The organism is Cupriavidus sp. MEYA8 (assembly GCF_059278825.1).
Genome location: NZ_CM181221.1, coordinates 1,658,040 through 1,677,186, shown reverse-complemented (window position 1 = coordinate 1,677,186; position 19,147 = coordinate 1,658,040). Strand labels below are relative to the sequence as shown.

General features: G+C 65.4%; 19 protein-coding genes and 2 pseudogenes. 8 read left to right on the top strand and 13 right to left on the bottom strand.

Annotation, left to right across the window (positions count from 1 at the left end):
• Position 1 precedes the first annotated feature (1 nt).
• Positions 2-1,162, top strand: coding sequence for an MFS transporter (locus AC5WJ1_RS07750; RefSeq protein ID WP_195432258.1), 1,161 nt, complete (start codon positions 2-4; stop codon positions 1,160-1,162).
• 91 nt (positions 1,163-1,253) lie between these two features.
• On the opposite strand, the gene AC5WJ1_RS07745 is transcribed toward AC5WJ1_RS07750, so the two are convergent.
• From AC5WJ1_RS07745 to AC5WJ1_RS07735, 3 genes are all read right to left on the bottom strand, one after another.
• Positions 1,254-1,424 (bottom strand): hypothetical protein, encoded by a 171-nt coding sequence (locus tag AC5WJ1_RS07745; RefSeq protein ID WP_255519992.1) that lies wholly within the window; start codon positions 1,422-1,424, stop codon positions 1,254-1,256.
• A gap of 266 nt (positions 1,425-1,690) precedes the next feature.
• Entirely contained in the window at positions 1,691-2,116 is a 426-nt protein-coding gene (locus AC5WJ1_RS07740; RefSeq protein WP_195432256.1) for an SRPBCC family protein, read from the bottom strand.
• Between the two features lie 32 nt (positions 2,117-2,148).
• Positions 2,149-3,168 carry an aldo/keto reductase gene (locus AC5WJ1_RS07735; RefSeq protein WP_195432254.1) on the bottom strand — a complete coding sequence of 340 codons (1,020 nt, stop codon included), beginning with the start codon at positions 3,166-3,168 and terminating at the stop codon, positions 2,149-2,151.
• Between the two features lie 114 nt (positions 3,169-3,282).
• Here AC5WJ1_RS07735 and AC5WJ1_RS07730 point away from each other — a divergent pair, with 114 nt between their 5' ends.
• From AC5WJ1_RS07730 to AC5WJ1_RS07720, 3 genes and pseudogenes are all read left to right on the top strand, one after another.
• On the top strand, positions 3,283-4,212 hold the full coding sequence (locus AC5WJ1_RS07730) for a LysR substrate-binding domain-containing protein (RefSeq protein WP_133098274.1): 930 nt from the start codon (positions 3,283-3,285) through the stop codon (positions 4,210-4,212).
• A gap of 191 nt (positions 4,213-4,403) precedes the next feature.
• The gene (locus AC5WJ1_RS07725; protein WP_494476532.1) at positions 4,404-5,042 is read left to right on the top strand and encodes a LysR family transcriptional regulator; all 639 of its coding nucleotides are present in this window, start codon (positions 4,404-4,406) and stop codon (positions 5,040-5,042) included.
• A pseudogene (locus AC5WJ1_RS07720) lies at positions 4,925-5,449 on the top strand (SDR family NAD(P)-dependent oxidoreductase); the annotation flags it as partial. The gene AC5WJ1_RS07725 and the pseudogene AC5WJ1_RS07720, both read left to right, overlap by 118 nt.
• A 128-nt stretch (positions 5,450-5,577) precedes the next feature.
• Here AC5WJ1_RS07720 and AC5WJ1_RS07715 read toward each other — a convergent pair.
• The 7 genes from AC5WJ1_RS07715 to AC5WJ1_RS07685 all read right to left on the bottom strand — a co-directional run bounded on the left by AC5WJ1_RS07715 (position 5,578) and on the right by AC5WJ1_RS07685 (position 13,063).
• A complete protein-coding gene (locus tag AC5WJ1_RS07715; protein ID WP_494476489.1) occupies positions 5,578-7,068 on the bottom strand; it encodes a M81 family metallopeptidase in 1,491 nt (496 codons plus the stop codon).
• Positions 7,069-7,088: 20 nt separating this feature from the next.
• Positions 7,089-8,372, bottom strand: a complete 1,284-nt coding sequence (locus AC5WJ1_RS07710; protein ID WP_494476488.1) for a Zn-dependent hydrolase — start codon at positions 8,370-8,372, stop codon at positions 7,089-7,091.
• 49 nt (positions 8,373-8,421) lie between these two features.
• Positions 8,422-9,126 carry an ABC transporter ATP-binding protein gene (locus AC5WJ1_RS07705; protein ID WP_135705187.1) on the bottom strand — a complete coding sequence of 235 codons (705 nt, stop codon included), beginning with the start codon at positions 9,124-9,126 and terminating at the stop codon, positions 8,422-8,424.
• Entirely contained in the window at positions 9,123-9,899 is a 777-nt protein-coding gene (locus tag AC5WJ1_RS07700; protein ID WP_133098270.1) for an ABC transporter ATP-binding protein, read from the bottom strand. The genes AC5WJ1_RS07705 and AC5WJ1_RS07700 overlap by 4 nt, the downstream gene beginning before the upstream one ends.
• Positions 9,896-10,891: a branched-chain amino acid ABC transporter permease gene (locus AC5WJ1_RS07695; RefSeq protein WP_133098294.1), complete on the bottom strand. Its 996-nt coding sequence runs from the start codon at positions 10,889-10,891 to the stop codon at positions 9,896-9,898. The genes AC5WJ1_RS07700 and AC5WJ1_RS07695 overlap by 4 nt, the downstream gene beginning before the upstream one ends.
• Positions 10,891-11,748, bottom strand: coding sequence for a branched-chain amino acid ABC transporter permease (locus AC5WJ1_RS07690; RefSeq protein WP_135705186.1), 858 nt, complete (start codon positions 11,746-11,748; stop codon positions 10,891-10,893). Before AC5WJ1_RS07690 ends, AC5WJ1_RS07695 begins: the two co-directional genes overlap by 1 nt.
• A gap of 112 nt (positions 11,749-11,860) precedes the next feature.
• The gene (locus AC5WJ1_RS07685; protein ID WP_133098268.1) at positions 11,861-13,063 is read right to left on the bottom strand and encodes an ABC transporter substrate-binding protein; all 1,203 of its coding nucleotides are present in this window, start codon (positions 13,061-13,063) and stop codon (positions 11,861-11,863) included.
• 429 nt (positions 13,064-13,492) lie between these two features.
• Between AC5WJ1_RS07685 and AC5WJ1_RS07680 the strand changes: the two genes are divergently transcribed.
• Positions 13,493-14,326, top strand: coding sequence for a FadR/GntR family transcriptional regulator (locus tag AC5WJ1_RS07680; RefSeq protein ID WP_133098267.1), 834 nt, complete (start codon positions 13,493-13,495; stop codon positions 14,324-14,326).
• Positions 14,327-14,416: 90 nt separating this feature from the next.
• Here AC5WJ1_RS07680 and AC5WJ1_RS07675 read toward each other — a convergent pair.
• Positions 14,417-14,821, bottom strand: a pseudogene (locus AC5WJ1_RS07675) (DUF6496 domain-containing protein); the annotation flags it as partial.
• Positions 14,822-15,114: 293 nt separating this feature from the next.
• Here AC5WJ1_RS07675 and AC5WJ1_RS07670 point away from each other — a divergent pair.
• The 3 genes from AC5WJ1_RS07670 to panP all read left to right on the top strand — a co-directional run bounded on the left by AC5WJ1_RS07670 (position 15,115) and on the right by panP (position 17,985).
• Positions 15,115-15,693, top strand: coding sequence for a lecithin retinol acyltransferase family protein (locus AC5WJ1_RS07670; protein ID WP_135705185.1), 579 nt, complete (start codon positions 15,115-15,117; stop codon positions 15,691-15,693).
• 133 nt (positions 15,694-15,826) lie between these two features.
• Entirely contained in the window at positions 15,827-16,045 is a 219-nt protein-coding gene (locus AC5WJ1_RS07665) for a hypothetical protein (protein WP_133098266.1), read from the top strand.
• Between the two features lie 287 nt (positions 16,046-16,332).
• Positions 16,333-17,985 carry a pyridoxal-dependent aspartate 1-decarboxylase PanP gene (gene panP, locus AC5WJ1_RS07660; protein WP_135705184.1) on the top strand — a complete coding sequence of 551 codons (1,653 nt, stop codon included), beginning with the start codon at positions 16,333-16,335 and terminating at the stop codon, positions 17,983-17,985.
• 24 nt (positions 17,986-18,009) lie between these two features.
• On the opposite strand, the gene AC5WJ1_RS07655 is transcribed toward panP, so the two are convergent.
• Positions 18,010-18,606 (bottom strand): short chain dehydrogenase, encoded by a 597-nt coding sequence (locus AC5WJ1_RS07655; protein ID WP_135705183.1) that lies wholly within the window; start codon positions 18,604-18,606, stop codon positions 18,010-18,012.
• A gap of 83 nt (positions 18,607-18,689) precedes the next feature.
• Positions 18,690-19,118 (bottom strand): ACT domain-containing protein, encoded by a 429-nt coding sequence (locus AC5WJ1_RS07650; RefSeq protein WP_494476487.1) that lies wholly within the window; start codon positions 19,116-19,118, stop codon positions 18,690-18,692.
• Between the last annotated feature and the right edge of the window lie 29 nt (positions 19,119-19,147).

Sequence of the window (19,147 nt, the reverse complement as noted above, 5' to 3'; positions counted from 1 at the left end):
GATGAAATCCAATACCGCGCTGCTAGCGCTCGCCATCGGCGCCTTCGGCATCGGCACCACCGAATTCGCCCCGATGGGGTTGCTCCCCGTGATCGCCGAAGGCGTCGACGTCAGCATCCCCACCGCTGGTATGCTGATTACCGCGTACGCGGTTGGCGTGATGGTCGGCGCGCCGGTGATGACCCTGCTGTTCAGCCGCTTCGGCAAGCGCGCCGCACTGATGGCGCTGATGGCCATCTTCACCGTTGGCAACCTGCTGTCGGCGCTGGCGCCGGGATACGCCACGCTGCTGGCGTCGCGCCTGGTCACCAGCCTCAACCATGGCGCCTTCTTCGGCCTCGGGGCCGTGGTGGCCGCGAGCGTGGTGCCGAAGGAGAAGCAGGCCAGCGCCGTGGCAACGATGTTCATGGGACTGACCATCGCCAACATCGGTGGCGTGCCCGCGGCGACCTGGATCGGGCAGCAGGTCGGCTGGCGCCTGGCGTTCGCCGGCACCGCTGTGCTGGGGCTGGTCGCCATTGCTGCGCTTTGGCTGGCGCTGCCGCAGGGCGAGCGCGGCACCCCGCCCAATGTGCGCCGGGAACTGGCCGTGCTCACCCGCCCGCCGGTGTTGCTGGCGATGGCAACAACGGTGCTGGGCGCGGGCGCCATGTTCACGCTCTACACCTATATCGCGCCGGTGCTTGCCGATCTCACCGGCGCATCCGACACCTTCGTGACGCTCTCGCTCGTGCTGATCGGCGTTGGCTTCACGGTCGGCAATCACGTAGGGGGACGGCTCGCGGACTGGTCGCTCGATGGCGCGACGAAGATCGTCCTGTCGGCGCTCGCCGTCATCATGCTGATGCTGCCCTTCGCCCTCTCCCACCACGTCACCGCGGCCCTTGGACTACTTGCCTGGGGAGCCGCGACCTTCGCGGTCGTCCCGCCGGTGCAGATGCGGGTGATGGAAGCCGCGGCGGAAGCACCGGGACTCGCCTCGTCGATCAACGTCGGCGCGTTCAATCTCGGCAATGCCCTGGGCGCCGCACTCGGTGGCGGGGTCCTCAGCCTGGACCTCGGCTATCGCGCGGTGCCAGTCGCTGGCGGCCTGCTGGCTGCGGCGGGATTCCTGGTGGTGTGGCTCAGCCGGGCAGACAGGCGCGCCCTGGTCGCTTCGTGAGTGCTGTGCGAGCGTCCCTGTCCTGTGAGAGAGCAGGCAGCAATCACGCAGGACGCCGCACGCAGCTTGCCTCGCCGTCGCGCTGCAGCGCTCAGGCTTCCCACAGCAGCGCAGCCTGCAGCCGGTTGAGGACGAATCCTTCGATCTCCTTGTGCACATGGACCACGCTCTGGCCGATTGACAGCATCAGCGCCTCGGCAAACTCGACCGCCTCCCTCGACGTCTGATTCAGGTTGGCGGGCAAGCCGGACGGTGTGCCCATCCTTGCCCAGCCTCGCGCCATCGATGCGAATCGGCTCTCCATCGATAACGGCCTGATGAAGATGCCGTCGTAATGGCACTGCACCCGTCAGCCGGATTCCGGCTGACGGGGTGCAGTGCAGGTGGCGCGACGGCGCGCCATCCCACGGATTTACTCGCCATACTGGAACAGAAGGCGCCCTTCGCCAGGCACGCCAACCGCCGCCTGCGCAAGCCCCGACGTGCCGAACATGACCGCGAAAGCCAGCGACAAGGCCATCAGCCCTCTCATGATGCCGCCCCGGCCAGCGTTGCCTCCAGTGCCTTGAGGCCATCCCGGTAAATGCCCTCGAACAGCCGCGATGCGTCGTCATCGCTCACGCCTGCCGGCGTGAACTGGCCAGACCATTCGACGCGCGATGCCTGGTCCCCGTCGATGCCGACCACGCGCAGCGTGGAGCGGTAGCCGGTGACCGGGAACGGCGCCTGCAGGATCGAGTAGGTGTAGCTGCGCGCGCCCTGGTCAAAGGCCTCGAGACGTTCGACGATGGCGTCGCCGTCCGGGTTGACGAGGCTGCGCACACGGCCGCCCTCGCTCAGTTCGCTCCTGGGGATATACGGCAGCCAGTCGGGCAGCGAATCGAAGCCGCCAATCAGCTGCCAGACGCGGTCCGGTGCTACCGGCAGCGTGATCGTTGCGGAAGCTTGTGCCATGATGGACTCCTTGAATCGAATGTGGTCCCGGATCAGTTGCTGTCGCCAGGCAGCGGTGCATTTGCCGCAACCAGGCGCTGCTCGCGCAGCTCGCGCCAGAAATCGGCGGGAATGACCGCCTTCAGCGCGGCGGTGTCCTCGGCGATGCGCTCGGGCCGGCTTGCACCCGGGATCACGGCGGCGACCGCCGGGTTGGCCAGCACGAACTGCAGCGCGGCGGCCTTGATGCTGACGCCGTGGCGTTGCGCGATCGCCTTGATGCGCTCGACCTTGTCGATGATCTCGGGCGGCGCCTTCTGGTATTCGAAGTGCGAGCCGCCGGCCAGGATGCCCGAGCTGTACGGGCCGCCGACCACGATCTCGGTCTTGCGCTCCGCGGCCTTCGGCATCAGGCGTTGCAGCGCGCGCTCGTGGTCGAGCAGCGAATAGCGGCCCGCCAGCAGGAAGCCGTCCGGCTGCACTTCGGTCAGGTCCAGCGTCAGTTCGATCGGCTCGACGCGGTTCACGCCCAGGCCCCAGGCCTTGATCACGCCCTCTTCGCGCAGCCGGGTCAGCACTTTGAAAGCGCCCTTGCGGGCCGTCTCGAAATAGGCCAGCCACTCGTCGCCGTAGAAGTCCTGGGCGATGTCGTGGACCCACACGATGTCGAGGCGGTCGGCCTTCATCCGCTTGAGGCTGTCCTCGATCGAGCGCAGCGTGGCGTCCGCCGAGTAGTCGTTGACCAGCTTGTTCGGGCGGCCGGCGGCAAACAGGCCGCTTTTCTCGCCCAGCGCCCGCGCGCTGGCGTCTTCGACTTCGTCCAGGATCAGGCGGCCGACCTTGGTGCTGAGCACGTATTCGTCGCGCGGGTGCCGGGACAGCGCTTCGCCCAGCCGGATTTCGGCCAGGCCCGCGCCGTAGAACGGCGCGGTGTCGTAGTAGCGCACGCCTTGCGCCCAGGCCGCGTCCACGGTGGCCTGCGCCTCCGCTTCCGGGATGTCGCGGAACATATTGCCCAGCGGGGCGGTACCAAAGCCGAGCACGTTGCCGGCCAGTTTGTCCTTGATGCTCATGACTGCTCCACAAATTAAGTTGGGGTGAAGGCAGTCTAGGGTTGCAAGTTAAGTCTGTCCAAGACAGAATTTGAAAGACTTGATTCCCTAGAGGTCTGAAATTCAGGACTGGACATGCTAGATATCCGCCAACTTCACTATTTCGTGGCCGTGGCCGAAGACGAGCACGTCGGACGCGCCGCCGAACGGCTCCATATCTCCCAATCGCCACTTAGCCGGCAGATTGCCCAGCTCGAGGAAAAGCTCGGGCTGGTGTTGTTCGAGCGCTCCCAGCAACGCATCCGGCTCACGCGCGACGGCCGCACGTTCCTGGCCGAGACCCGCGCCTTCCTGACGCATGCCAACCGGCTCGAATCGCTGGCGCGGCGGCTCGGGCGCGGCGACGAAGGCGGCCTGTGCATCGGCTACCTGGAATACGCGATGCACTCCGGCATCCTGCCGAACGCCTTGCGCGAGTTGCGCCAGGACCGGCCCGCCGTGCACATCGCGCTGTACAACCAGCAGTCGGCGGCCCAGCTAGAGGGGCTGCGCCAGCGCAGCCTGGATATCGCACTCGTGTGCGAGCCGCCGCCGCCCGACGATCCGGATCTCGAGGCCGCACAGGTGCTCAACGACCCGATGCTGCTGGCGCTGCCCGAAGGCCACCCGCTTGCCAGGGCGGAGCAGCTCACCCCGGACGACCTCGCTGCGCAGAAGTGGATCGGCGTGATGCACCAGGAAACCGCGCTGCGGCATGACACGTTCATCGCGGCTTGCGCCAAAGCCGGCTTCACGCCGACCATCACGATGGAGGCGACCGAGCCGCTGGCGGCCCTGGGGCTCGTGGCCGCGGGACTGGGCGTGACCACGATCCAGCAAAGCCTGCGCCACCAGGCACCGAAGGGCGTGGTGCTGCACGAACTGTCGTGGTTCAGCTACCGCACGCCCTTGTGGGCGGCGTGGCACAAGGTCAACCTCCGGCCGCTGGTGGAGATCTTCCGCAAGACGTTGTTGCTGCAGGCGAGCAGTGTGGTACCGGAGATCGCAACGGTGGAGGCGGGCTGACGCGCCGTCGCTCCCCGAGGTGATCTGAGAAGGTGCAGACGACCGCCGTCCAATGCCGCAAAAAGCTATAGTGTCGGCTTTCGGTCCTGTCGTTGCCATGAAGCCGCTGGCTGTTCCTTCCCTCGCCAACATTGCATCGCGTCTTCGCCTCAAGCAGTTAAGGCTGTTGATCGCTAGAGAACCATGGCTCGCTGCACAAGGCGGCCGAGGAAATCGCCATCTCGCAACCCGGCGCGACCAAGGTGCTGCGCGAGATCGAGGACATCCTCGGCATGCCGCTGTTCGAACGGCAGCCTAAAGGACTGGTCGCCAATGATCTCGGGCGCTGCGTCACGCGCTATGCGCGCCTGATCTACAGCGACCTGGAACACCTGCACGCCGAGGTCACTGCCCTGACGCAGGGACACGGCGGCCACCTTGCGGTCGGCGTCATCATGGGCGCGGTGCCGCTGCTGACCCGTGCGCTGACCGACCTGCGCCATCGTCAGCCGCATCTTTCGATCGAGATCGTGGAGGGGACCAGCACCAGCCTGCTGGCATTGATCGACGAGGGGCGCGTCGATCTCGCCATCTGCCGCAGCGGCGGCAGCCGGCGCCCGGAAGCTTACCACTGCGTGCCGCTCGAATCCGAGCCGCTTGCGGTGGTGGCCGCGCGCGCGCATCCCCTCACCCGCAGGAAGACGCTGACCTTGCGCGACCTCGCGGAGGCGTCATGGGTAGCCTACCCTGTCAACACGCCAATGCGGTTCGCGCTCGAGCGCACGCTCGCCGATGCCGGCATCGACGTGCCACGCTATCGATCGAGACCGCGTCGACGTTTGCAGCCCTAATCGTGGCGCGCAACGCCGATGCGCTGGAGCAAGCCGCCAGCGACATCCGTGCGCGCCATGGCCACCGCGTGGTCGCCGTGGCTGCCGACATCACCAGGCCCGAGGGCCGCGCCGCCGCGCTGGACGCGGTGGCCGGGCTCGGCGATCTCGACATCCTGGTCAACAACGCCGGCGGCCCGCCGCCGGGCAACTTCCGCGACTGGGACCGCGACACGTGGATGGCCGCGCTCAACGCCAATATGCTGACGCCGATCGACCTGATCAAGGCCACCGTCGACGGCATGATCGCGCGCAAGTGGGGCCGCATCATCAACATCACCAGCGGCGCGGTCAAGGCACCGATCGACGTGCTGCGCCTCTCCAACGGCGCGCGCTCCGGCCTGACGGGCTTTGTGGCGGGACTGGCGCACCACCGTCGAGCGGCGGTCGTTGTGGCTCAAGGCCGCCCCGTGACACCGACAAGAAGTCAGGCCGGAGAGCCAGACCGCCACCTGTTTCGAAACCAGCTCAATGTGTGCGCTGACCTAGCGCTGCCTTAGCCTGCCCAGGCAGCTGAGTCGTCGAGCGGATAGACCGGCCTGCTGACCTGACGAAACGGGAAGCGATCGTAGCGCGAACTGGTGACGCCTTCCCCGTCGCACTCGACCACCGCCTTGGCGATCGGGACGAACACCGGACGGCAATACATGCGCGACTTCAGCAGCAGGAACCGCGCCCGATGCGGGTCGATGCCGATATGGGTGAAGATCCCCATGTCCCAGTGCTCTTGCGGGGTTTCGGTCACGATCACCTGCGCTGCGCCGATATCGAGCAAGGCGGTGCGCCCCATGCGGATGCGCTGCCCGGTATAGGTCGGCCCGGTGATGATGTACTCGCCGTCGCTGATCGCCGCAACCTTGCCGGTCAGCGGCTTGGCCCGGGGATAGACATCCAGTTGGGGCAACGGCACCTTGTCGCCGACCGGCAGCGTGATGCTGGCCCCGACGCCGGCATCCACCAGCGCTGCCACCGCCTCCGGGTCGCATACGGGCCCGACTGCAATGCCGGTAAGTCCTTGCGCCAGTGCCTCGTGCAGCACCGCCATGTTGTCGCAGGTGCCGCCGGACATGCAATTGTCGCCATGATCGAGCAGCAGCACCGGTCGTGCGTCCGCACTGTCTGCGCTGTCGGCAAGCTGTGCCGCGCGCGCAATGGAACTGGCAAGCGGCTCCCCCTGGTAGCCAAACGCATCGCGCTCTGCCCACGCCTGCTCCGCGATCCGGCTGGCGACCCTGTCGGCCCTGGCAGGGTCGCCGTCGCCAACCACAATGACGCTCAGGCATGGCGCGGCGATATCGGCCAGGCCGAAACCGGCCAGCACCGACACCGCCAGCATGCCGTCCCGCTCGGCCTCGCGCGCCAGCGCCACGGCGCGCTGCATGGCACCTTCGTCGGTGCGGCTGCGCAAGGTGTGCGTGATCAGCGGCGGGCGCCGCCACGCCATGACCGGGCGCACGCGCCCGGCGACCATGTCCAGCAGCAGTCGGCCGGCATGCGCGCCAGTTTCATACATGTCAACGTGCGGGTAGGTCTTGAAGCTGACCGCGATGTCGGCATGGTCGACAAGGGTCTGCGTGATGTTCCCGTGCAGGTCGAGTGCGACCGCGATCGGTGCATGCGGTAGCACGCCGCGCAGGCGCCGAAGCAGGTCGCCTTCGCCGTCGTCGCTGTTTTCGGCCACCATTGCGCCATGCAGGTCGAGCATCACCGCGTCGCAGCCGTCGGCGGCTGCGACGATGGTGTCGCACAGGTGCGTGTAGGCGGCAGCGGCGACGCGTCCGCTCGGGTTGGCCCCAGCGATCACCGGCACCACGATTTCGGCGCCGGCGGCCTCGGCCAGGTCGATGAAGGCCGCAGCGGCCGTGCGAGTGCCCTTGGCGGCGCGATAGGCGGCGTCGCCATAGGCCGGCGCGAACGACGCTAGCGGCGTTGGCACCGGTGAAAAGGTATTGGTCTCGTGATTGAGTCGGGCAATCAGGATCTTCATTGGGGCAGTCCGTTCGGTTGTCATGGCCGCGTGGCGGCATCGAGCATGGCGTGCAGCAGCACGTTGCAGCCGGCCTCAAGGTGCTCGGGCCTCGCGTCTTCGATTTCGTTGTGGCTGATGCCGTCCTTGCACGGCACGAAGATCATCGCGGCCGGGGCGACGCGGGCCAGGTAGACTGCGTCATGGCCAGCGCCGCTGATCACCTCCATGGCGGAATGGCCGAGCCGCCGCGCGCCGCCTCGTACCGCCTCCACCAGTCGCGCATCGAACGGCTGCGGCGGAAAGTACACCACCTGCTGCAAATCGATGGCGATGCCGCTGCGCGCCGCCAATGCGGCAAACTCCCCGTGCAGCGCCGCGTCCATCGCGGATAGCACCGCGTCGTCGCCGGCGCGCAGGTCCACCGTCATCGTCACCTTGCCGGGGATGACGTTGCGCGAATCGGGATGCACGGCCAGGCAACCGACTGTGCCGCGGCCGTGCGGGGGATGGTCGAGCGCGATGCGGTTGACGATGGTCACCAGCTCCGAGGCCGCCAGCAGCGCATCCTTGCGCAGCGACATCGGCGTGGGACCCGCATGCGCTTCCATCCCGGTCAGCACTACGTCGTACCAGCGCTGGCCGAGCGCGCCGGTGACCACGCCGATGGTCGTGTCGTTTGCCTCCAGGACGGGCCCCTGCTCGATATGCGCTTCAAAGTACGCGCCGACCGGACGCGCACCGACCGGCTCCGGCCCGGCATAGCCGATGGCCTGCAGCGCCTGCCCGACGCAGATGCCATCGCGGTCGCGCTGCTGCAGCACGTCCGCCAGCGCAAACTCTCCGATGAACGCGCCCGAGCCCATCATCACCGGGACGAAGCGCGAGCCTTCCTCATTGGTCCAGACCGCGACCTCGAGCGGGGCATCGGTGACGATGCCGGCGTCAGCGAGCGTGCGCAGCACTTCGATGCCGGCGAACACACCGTAGTTGCCGTCGAACTTGCCGCCGGTCGGCTGGGTGTCGATATGGCTGCCGGTCATCACCGGTGGCAAGGCATCGTCGCGCCCGGCGCGCCGCGCAAAGATATTGCCGATGGCATCGACACGGATCGCGCATCCGGCCGCCTTGGCCTCGGCGACGAAGAAGTCGCGGCCCTGGCGGTCCAGGTCTGTCAGCGCCAGCCGGCATACGCCGCCCTTGGGCGTGGCGCCGATGGTGGCCAGGCGCATCAGGGTGTCCCACAGGCGCTCGCCGTCGATGCGCAGGTCGGCGCGCGCGCCGGCGGCCGCCGCTGCCGCGCGCGCAGCTTGCAAAGTCGTCATGTCATTCCTTGTATCGGTCGGCCGGCATTGCGGCCTGCATGATGCCGTTTCAGGCCGCCAGGCCGACGCCGAGATAGCGGTCCTTGACCGCCTCATCGGCGCGGAACGCATCATTGCTGCCGGTGTAGACCACCCTGCCCTGCTCGATGATCACGTGGCGGTCGGCCAGCTGCGTGCAGACCTCGAGGTTCTGCTCCACCAGCAGGATGGGCACGCCGGCCGCCTTGATGACCTTGAGCTGCGCCACGATCTCTTCCACGATCACCGGTGCCAGCCCTTCGACCGGCTCGTCGAGCATCAGCAGGCGCGGATGGTTCATCATGGCGCGCCCGATGGCGAGCATCTGCTGTTCGCCGCCGGACAGCTGCGCGCCGCCATTGCCGCGCCGCTCGCGCAGGCGCGGGAAGATGCGGTAGATATCCTGCAACTGCCACGGCGAACCGCTGCGCGCGGCCAGCTTGAGGTTTTCTTCCACCGTCAGCAGCTTGAAGATGCCGCGGTGCTCGGGCACCAGGCACAGGCCTTCGGCGGCAATCCGGTGCGGCGCCATGCCGGCAACGTCCCGGCCGCGGAAGATGACACGCCCGCCCCGGGGTTGGACGATGCCGGAGATGGCCTTGAGCGTGGTCGACTTGCCTGCGCCGTTACGCCCCAGCAGCGTCACCAGTTCGCCTTCGCCGACCGCCAGCGATACGCCTTGCAGCACATGGCTCTTGCCGTAGTAGCCATGTATCTCTTGTACGTCGAGCATCATCCCTTGCCTCCGGTAATCATGTTGCCGAGATAGGCGGCGCGCACGCGCGGGTCGCCGCGCACGACTGCGGGCGGCCCTTCCATCAGCACCTTGCCTTGCTGCATCACCGTGACGGTGTCTGAGATATCCATGACGATGTCCATGTTGTGTTCGATCAGCACGACTGTGTGGTCTGCGGCCAGCCCGCGGATCAGCCGTTTCATCGCGCCGAGATCGTCGACACCCATGCCCGACGTCGGCTCGTCCAGGAAGATCGCGCGCGGACGCGCGGCCAGCGCCATGCCGACCTCCAGGCGCCGCTGCTGGCCGTGTGACAGCACGCCCGCTGCGCTATCGGCGACGCGCGTCAGTTCCAGCCGTTCGAGCACCTGGTCGACGATCCCGCCGCAGGCAAGCTCACCAACCGGCAAACGCCATCCGCTCATGGCTTTGCGCGGCGACGTGCCCAACGCGGCGAGGCGCAGGTTCTCGCGCACCGGCAGGCTCGGGAACAGGCTGGTGACCTGGAACGAGCGCGCGATACCGCGCTGGACCCGCTGGTAGTCGGCTTCTGCCGTGACGTCCTTGCCGTCGAAGACGATCCGGCCCGCGCTGACTTCCTTCGTGCCGGTCAGCATGTGGAACAGCGTGGTCTTGCCGGCGCCGTTGGGGCCGATCACGGAATGGATCGTGCCCGGCATCACGCGCAGGTCGACCCCGCCCAGCGCCATGAACTTGCCATACTGCTTGACGATGCCGGTGGCTTCAAGGATGGGGGTGGTGGTAATGCTCATGCGCGTTCCTCCTGCGTGACGGGCGCGCGGCGTACGCCGCGCAGGCGATCCCATACCGTGGCACCCAGCCCCCACAGCCCGCGCTGCATGAACAGGCTGACAGCAATCAGCAGGAAACCGAGCAGCATCAGCCAGCGCGGCCACAGCGTGGACAGCCAGTCGGCCAGCAGCACATAGAAGGCGGCGCCCAGCACTGACGCGAAGATGTTGCCGGTGCCGCCGATCACGGTCATCACCAGGATCATTTCGCTGGCGTGGTAGTCGATATTGGTCAGCGGCGCGATGCCGGTGAGCATGGCGTGCAGCGCGCCGGCCAGCCCGGTAACCGCGCCGGAAACCATGAACGCCAGCAGCTTGAACGCCTTGACGTTGTAGCCGACAGCCAAGGCACGCTCTTCGTTGTCGCGGATCGCCAGCAGCGTGCGGCCCAGCACAGACTCGGTCACGCGCAGCACCGCAAGGAAGACCGCCAGGAACAGCACCGCGACGAAACCATAGAACTGCCACGGCGATGCCAGCGGCACCAGCGCATTACCGGCTATGGACAAGGGCGGTCGCGGGATGTCCAGCAGGCCGTTGTCGCCGCCGGTGATGCCGGGCGCCGTATAGGCCAGGAAGTAGAACATCTGCGCAAACGCCAGCGTCAGCATCACGAAGTAGGTGCCGCGTTGGCGGATCGCAAACCAGCCCACCAGCGCCGCCGCCGACGCGCCGATCGCGATCGCCAGCAGCAGCGCCAGCGGCATCGGCAGGCTTGCGCGGGTCAGCGCCAGCCCCACGGCATAGCTGCCCAGGCCGAAGAAGATCCCCTGACCGAACGACAGCAGGCCGGTGTAGCCGAGCAGCAGATTGCACGCCATGGCGGCCATCGCGTAAATCAGCACTTCAGTGGCAAGCGTGCCGGAGCGCATGGTCAGCGGCAGCAGCAGCGTGACGGCAAGTGCCAGCCACCAGAAGCGGTAGCGCAAGAACCCTTGTTTCTGCGTAGCCATCATCCCCTCCCCAGCAAGCCATGCGGACGCAGCAGCAGCACCGCGGCCATGGCGACATAGATCATCAGCCGCGCGCCTTCCGGCCACAGCGTGCTCATCAGGCTCTGCACCACGCCAACCAGCAAGCCGCCCACCAGCGCCCCGGTGAAGCTGCCCATGCCTCCTACCACGACCACGATGAAGGCCACGCCCAGCGCCTCGACGCCCATGAACGGCTCGGCGCCGCGGATCGGTGCGGCCAGCACGCCGGCGATCGCCGCAGTGGCGGCGCCGAGCGCGAACATCAGGCTGAACAGGCGGAACACGTTGATGCCGAGCAGCGACACCATCTCGGTGGATTCACTGCCCGCGCGCACCGCGCTGCCCAGGCGCGTGCCTTCCAGCAGCCACCACAGGCCGATGGCGAGCAGGCCGGTAAAGCCGATCACGAACAGGCGGTACTTGGGATAGACGAAGTCGCCCCACATCACCACGCCCTGCAGCGCATCCGGCGGCGGCACGTCGACGCCGAGCGGCCCCCAGCCGACGATGATGAGCTCCTGGATGGCCAGGGCCAGGCCAACCGTGACCAGGATGTGGAACTCGTGCGGCTGCGCATAGACGTGGCGCAGCATGAGCTTCTCGGTCAACCAGGCCAGCGCGCCGATGACGATCGGTGCGAGTACCAGCGCCACCCAGAAGTTCATCCCGATCTGCAGAGCCTGAAAGCAGAGGTAGGCACCCAGCGCATAGAAGGCGCCATGCGCGAAATTGACGAAGCGCAACAGGCCGAAAACGATCGACAGTCCTACCGCCAGCAGGAAGTAGAGCATGCCTATCCCGACGCCGTTGATCACCTGCAACAGATAGACGTTCATGAGTCGTACGGATGTAGGAAGCCGCCACGCCGCGCGGAACTGCGCGGCATGGTGCTTCGGTGTGCTTCAGTGTTTATCTGCCGGGGCGGCGGCCCCGCGCAATGTCAGGGCATCAGGCCATCTTGCACTGGGTCTGGTCGACCGGCAGGAAGGCCTTGCCGACGCTCACGACCTCCGCGTAATCGTCCTTGTCCTTCATGCGCGCCTTGGCCTTGCCCTTGAGCAGGTAGTAGTTCTTCAGGACCTGATGGTCAGCGGCGCGGATTTCCTCCGGCCCTGTCAGGCCCTCGTACTTCATGCCTTCGAGCGCAGCGACCACGGCCTTCGGGTCGGCGCTGCCGGCCTTGATCATGCCGTCCACCATGATCTTGGTGCAGATGTAGGAGCCTGCCAGGCTGTAGTTGGGATTGGCCTTGAACTTGTCGTGGGTGCGCTTGACGAGTTCGCGGTTCAGCGGCGTATCCACGCCGTGCCAGTACTGCGCTCCGAAATAAACGCCCTCGCACAGGTCGGCGCCAAGCGACTCGAACTGCTCCAGCCCCGAAGCCCATGCCAGCAGGATGGTGGTGTTCTTCTTCATGCCGAAGCTGACGGCCTGGCGTAGCGTATCGGCGGACTGCGAGCCAAAGTTCAGGATCAGCAGCACGTCTGGCTTGGCGGCCAGCGCATTGGTCAGGTAGCCGCTGAATTCCTTCTCGGTCAGGGCGTGGTAGCTGTTGCCCACGTGCTCGATGCCCTTCTCCTTGAAGATCGCCTTTGCTGCCGACAGCAGCCCGTCGCCAAACACATATTGCGGCGTGATGGTGTACCAGCGCTTGGCCTTGGGCATCGATTCGATCAGGGGCCGCACGGTGCGCTCGATCGCGCCGAAGGTCGGCACCGACCAGCGGAAGGTGGCGCGGTTGCAGTCCTTGCCGGTGATCTCGTCGGCCCCCGCGGTGGTAACGAACACGCCGCCAAATTTTTCCGCCTCCTTGCCCATGGCCAGCGATTCGGACGACAGGATGCCGCCCGCGAAATAGCGCGCCGCCTTCTGCTGCGCCAGTTCCTGCACCTTGCGCACCGCGGTGGCGGGCTTGCCTTCGGTATCGAGCACGCTGTAGCGCAGCGGCCTGCCCAGCACCTGGCCGTACTGGTCAAGGGCGAGCCGCATGCCCAGGTCGGCAAATTTTCCATTGGCGGCGAAGGCGCCCGACATGGGCACCGGGCAGCCGAATTCCAGGGCCTCGCCCGCGGCAAAGACGCTACGGGCATGGATCAGGGATGTGGGGACAGCAGACACAGCCGCCAGTTTTAGCAGGTCACGACGATTCAAGGCTCACTCCTCGGTATGTGGGGATTGGGCTGCACGGGGCGAAAGTCTGGACAACACCATGTGGCGCTGCCCCGTCTCCCCGACATGCTGGTGACTTCGCCCGGCGCCGACATGGCCGAGCAAGAATCGAACCTGTTTATCCTATTTATACGTATAAATAGAATAGAATCATCTTAGGAGTCGGCCGGAACCGTTGTCAATAATGGAAAGGTCAGGGTTTACACACCCTCTGCGAAGGACACATGCGAACCCCCGTATTGCCTCATTGGCGGGACAAAAAAGGTGAGAGAGCGGTCTAGCCATGTTTGCCAACCGGGCAGCATGCACTGAGAGGGGGCAAGCCGGCTGCGCGCACATGGCGCTGCCCCGCTTGGCTAGAATGCAAACGCCCAAGCCTCGATGGCTTGGGCGCATGACAAGGAAAGAGCAATGGCGATGTTTCGGGAGGGCAAGACTGGCGCCATCGAGATCCGCAAGCAAAAGCGCGCGGACCTGGTGGCAGAAGAACTCAAGCGGCTGATTACCCAGCGCAACCTGCGCCCTGGCGACAAGCTGCCGCATGAGGTCAAGCTGCAGCAGATGTTCTCTGTCAGCAAGAGCACGATCCGCGAGGCGCTCAAGTCGCTGGAAGTGCAGGGCCTGATTCGGGTTAGCACCGGGCCGACGGGCGGGGGCACGATCGTGGAAGTCCCGCTGGACCGCACCTTCCAGCTCATGCAGAACTACCTGTTCTTCAAGGACGTCGGCATTGCCGACATCTATACCGTGCGCCGACTGCTGGAGCCGGAGCTTGCCGCCGGCGCGGTGCCACACCTCACAGAGGACGATTTCAAGGCGCTGGAACGCACCATCGACCTGTGCGACCCGGCATCGGCCGCGGCCGCGACTCCGCTGCTGGACCAGCGCCAGGAAGACCTGACCTTCCACGACATCCTTGCCGCGGCCAATCCCAACCCGATGCTGCGGTTTTCCTGCGAGTTGATCAACGAGATGATCCGTCAGTTGGTGGTGTTCGGCAACGACACCCCTGCCTGCGAGCATGAGAAATTCGGCGCTGCCAACGTCAAGTTCCACAAGCGCATTGTCGAGGCGGCACGCGAGCGCGACGCCGAGACGGTACGCACGTTAATGTCAGCCCATATGGAAGAGTGCACGCATTACGTCACGCGCATGAACGGACGGGTACATGGCCGCCTGGTGCTCGACTCCGAAATGCCCCGGCGCGGCCGGACGCTGCCGGCAGACCACGACGAGCTTGAATGAAGGGGGGAGCCGATAACCGCCGCAGCGCTACCCGCGTCCAGACTTTCACGGTTGAGGGCGGTACACCCAAGCGTATGCAAATACTAGCGACTAGCGAGCTGAGGTCTTTTTTGCGGCGCGCGTACGAGCAGCCTTTCGGGCCGCTTCGGAGCGGCCGGCAGCACCCTTCGTGCTGGCAGCCTTCCTGGCTGCAGCCGAGCGCTCGGCCGCCGTGCGCTTGCTTGCCGCGCCCTTGGCCTGCGCGGACAGCGCCTTAGGAGAAGCGCCGGCTGTGCTCTCGCGCTTGAGTGCCTTGAGCGCAGCCTGGGAGCGCTTGGCAGTGCTTTCTGAACTCGCACGTCGCGGTGCAGCCTTAGCGGCGGCGGACTTCGTTTCGGCCTTGGTGGCGCCCTTCTTCGGCGGAACATCGACTCCAGCGCGGCGCGCCTCCGACAAGCCGATCGCTATGGCTTGCTTGGCCGAGCGCACGCCGTGCTTACCTTTTCGCACAGCTTCGCTTCATCTCAACCAAGCCCGGGAATACCGGGCATAACTGCCGCGTTCATGTCGGATTTCGCTGACAGGCCGCGGGCGCATGACGGACAAAGGCCGTCTCAAAGCACGTACAAGCGGCCTGGCAAAAAGCCGACAGCATTTTCGGCACTGTGATGATTTCGGCATCGGCGGCCGACAACAATACTTCAGGCATAAGACAGGCATAAGCGGGACACAGGAGTGCTGGCGCCCGGCCAGAAACCGGCGCCCCAAATTAGGAGCGAGCAGCGCCACGAATCAACAAGGGGAAAGCGATGAGCGACGACCACCACATCGGACATGCACAGCGCCTTGCAGCAATCGCCGCGGACATTCCTCTTGGCGCGCATCTGAAAACGGACCGGCGGGGCTATATTCACCATGGTATTTATGCCGGCAACGGCGAAGTCCTGCACTATGCCGGCTTCAAAGGCTTCCTGCGTTGCGGCCCGGTCGAAAGGACTTCTCTCGCCGACTTTGCCGACGGCTACGGCTTCCGCCTCGCGCGGGCCGCGCAAGCCAGATACCCCGGATCAGAGATCGTACGGCGCGCAAGGGCGCGGCTAGGAGAAGACGATTACCGCCTTCTTACCAATAACTGCGAGCACTTTTGTACGTGGTGCCTGACTGGGGAAAGCCGCAGCGAGCAGGTGGAGTCGCTGCTGAGTCACCCATGGCGGGCGCTCCTGGCTATTGTCGAATGGACGGGAGCAGGCATTGCTGCTCGCCTCGCGCTACCGGTGCATAGCCCGTCAATGCAGCAACTCGGGCAGCAACTCGGGCAGCAACGCGACGACCCGCATGCTGGCGTTCAGTCCCTTGACCAGGCCCGAACAGATTATTGTGGTTTTTGAAACCGATCATTGTTCGGGTAAGGGTTTACCGCTCCAAGGGAAATCCCTAATATCGCACCCATTGAATGCCGCGGTGCAACAAGCACTGAACCAAACGGAATGGCATTCACCAGTTTGAAGAAAGAGGTGAGCCATGCATACCAATCTCCGTGCCCTACTCGCTGTCGCCGCGCTCGCTGCCACGTTCGCGGCGGCCCCCGTGTTTGCTAAGAGTGGTAAATTCGATACTTACACTGACGGCGCGCGGGCTGGAAAGTACGATGTTTATACTGACGGCGCAAAAAGCGGCAAATTCGACACTTATACGGACGGCGCCAGGTACTACATCGCGTCCGACCGCGCCCCGCTCTAAGGGCTGTTTCCCGATCGGGGACACCTCCCCAAATCCGGTCCCGCTCCAATCCCCACACTTCTCCAGAGTGTGGGGATTTTGCTTTTGGGGAACCGGGACTTTCAGACCGCCGACACGGAGCGTCCAGGGACAGAGTTTATTTTCCTGGGCGGCATATGAAGGTCGCCCACGGGCAGCGTCGGACGTCGTCAAAGGTGCCGGTCGGGGCCCTCGGCCATCCGAATCCGTCCGATCCGGCATAATCCCGGGCGAACCATGGCGATACGGGATTGAATTAGGTAATGCAAATGAAGCCGGACATCTCTCGCGAAGAGAGCTCACAAAGCACGGACAGGGGCGACGACTGCCCCTTGCGCTGGTTTGACGCGGATCGGGGCGCATTCGAATCGCTCGAGCGATGGATCGCCGAGCATCCGGCGGATTTCTTTGCGGGCGAGCGCTTTGATCCGGTTGGCGCGTGCGCCACACGCGAGGCGGTGTTCGCGTCGGTTGAGCTGCCCGAAACTCCGGCATCGCCGCAAGCGCATGCCGATCATCTGCTCAACGACGTGTTTCGGCACGTGATGCCCGTGGCATCGCCAACGTTCGTCGGACACATGACGTCATCGCTGCCGTCATTCATGCCTTCGCTGGCCAAGGTGGTGGCAGCGCTAAACCAGAACGTCGTGAAGCTCGAGACGTCGGGCGCGCTGACAGGGCTCGAGCGCCAGGTCATCGGCATGCTGCACAAGCTGGTGTTTGCCCAGGACAGCGCGTTCTATGCGAGATGGCTGCACGACGCCGACCACGCGCTCGGCGCGATCTGTTCCGGCGGCACGGTCGCCAACCTCACCGCGCTATGGGCGAGCCGCAACAACTTGCTGGGCGCGCGTGATGGCTTCGCCGGCATCCATGGCGCCGGACTGATGGCTGCGCTACGCCATTACGGCCATGACGGGCTTGCCATCGTTGTCTCGGAGCGCGGGCACTACTCGTTGGGCAAGGCAGCCGATGTCCTTGGCATCGGGCGCAACAATCTCGTACCGGTCGGGGTCGATGCAGACGGTCGCATGCGCATCGACCTGCTCCGCCACACCATGCGTGACCTGCAGCAGCGCAACATCCGGCCGATGGCAATCGTCGGCATAGCGGGGACGACGGAGACAGGCGCGGTCGATCCGCTCGACGCGATTGCAGATGTTGCTCAGGAGGCCGGCTGTCATTTCCACGTGGATGCGGCATGGGGCGGCGCAACCCTGCTGTCGGAGCGCGAGCGCTGGCGCTTCGCGGGCATCGAGCGTGCCGATTCCGTCGTCATCGATGCGCACAAGCAGTTCTACGTGCCGATGGGTGCGGGCATGGTGCTGTTTCGCAGCCCGGCGTGGACGCAGGAAATCATCCAGCAAGCGAATTACATCGTGCGCAAGGGCTCGGTGGACCTGGGGCGCCATACGCTCGAAGGATCGCGCGGCGCGGCGGCGGTCATGCTCTATGCGAACCTGCATCTGCTCGGTCGCAAAGGGTTGGCGCAGCTGATCGATCGTAGCATCGATAACGCCCGCTACTTTGCATCCCTGATTGCGCAGCAGCCGGATTTCGAGCTCGACAGCCACCCGCAGCTTTGCATCCTGACCTATCGCCATGTGCCCGAGACCGTGCGTGCCGCGCTGGCAACGGCTTCGGCCGACCGGCGCGAGAAGATCCTGGACGCGCTGGATGCGCTGACCATCAGCATCCAGGAAATGCAGCGCGATGCCGGCCGCTCGTTCGTATCGCGCACGCAGTTGACGTCGACACAGTGGGGTGGCCGCCCGATTGCCGTGTTCCGCGTGGTACTGGCCAACCCGGATACGACGCATGCCATCCTGCAGGACATCCTCGACGAACAGCGCGCGCTGGCGGCGGCCAGCCCGTGCATGGCGCCACTGATGGCGCTGGTGGGCGCGCCGGACACCGCGTGAGGCATTTGCAGCTGGCACTGCGAGTCAATGGGTGACCGACACCACTTGCCCGGAAAAGTCTTCCAGAATGCACTTCTGGTAAACCTGTGCAACCACCGCTGCCCGAACGCCCTTGGCGGGGTCGCGTCCCATCGCTTCGAGCGTCTCCCACACCCATCCGGGGCTGACGACATTCACGCGAATTTTGCCTTGCAGTTCGAGCGCTGCAGTCCGCCCGAACGCCTCGACGCCGGCGTTCACGGTGCTCACGGCGGCACCACCGAGCATTGGATGCTGCGCGAGGGTGCCACTGGTGAGCGTGACCGACCCGCCCTGGGAGATGTAGGGAACCCCATACCGCACAAGGTTGACCTGCCCCATCAGCTTATTGGCGAGGCTGAATGCAAAATCATCGTCAGTCAGGGCGTCCAGTGGGGCGAATTTCGCGGTGCCCCCTACGCAGACCACGGCGTCAACCGTGCCCAGTTGTCTGTACATCGCCAGAATCGACTGCTTGTCGGAGATGTCCACGGAGAGCGCCGAAGACCCACGACTGGCCCCTATCACGTCATGCTCGTCCGACAATAAGGCCGTAATTTCTTTCCCGAGGAGCCCTGTGGCTCCAATGACCAGTATGCGCATACGTCCCCCTGATAGCAGATGACGGGCGGTAGTGAATGGCCCTCAGTACCTAACCCGTCTTGCCGTAGAAGGCCCGCGCCTCGTCAGCCTTTGCCCAAGATCGCCATTGCCTTGTTCGCATCGTCGAGCGAGTCCACTGACACGTACGCGACAAACTGTACCCCGATGACGGAGGCAGAGAATCCGCGTAGATTGATTCCGCCTTCCGCAAGCTTGCGGGTCAGTTCCGCCACGATGCCGGGCCGGTCCCCGCCCATGATACGCACCGAGTGCAGGCTGTGCGTGACATTGAAGCCGACCTGGGCAGCTGCACGGATTTCCCTGTCATTCTGCAGCGGTGTCACGAACACGACACCCTTGCCGGGATCCTCCGGCGTGCGGCGCGCAATCGCGAATTGCAGATCCGCGCCGGCATCGCGCAGGGCCTCCAGTACCTCCGCGAGGCCGCCGGGCCGGTCCGGTATGGTTGCCGCCCAAACGTCCACGCGTTCCACAAGAAGATCGTTGGTCATCGCTGATTCTCCAATGCCCCCAATACGAA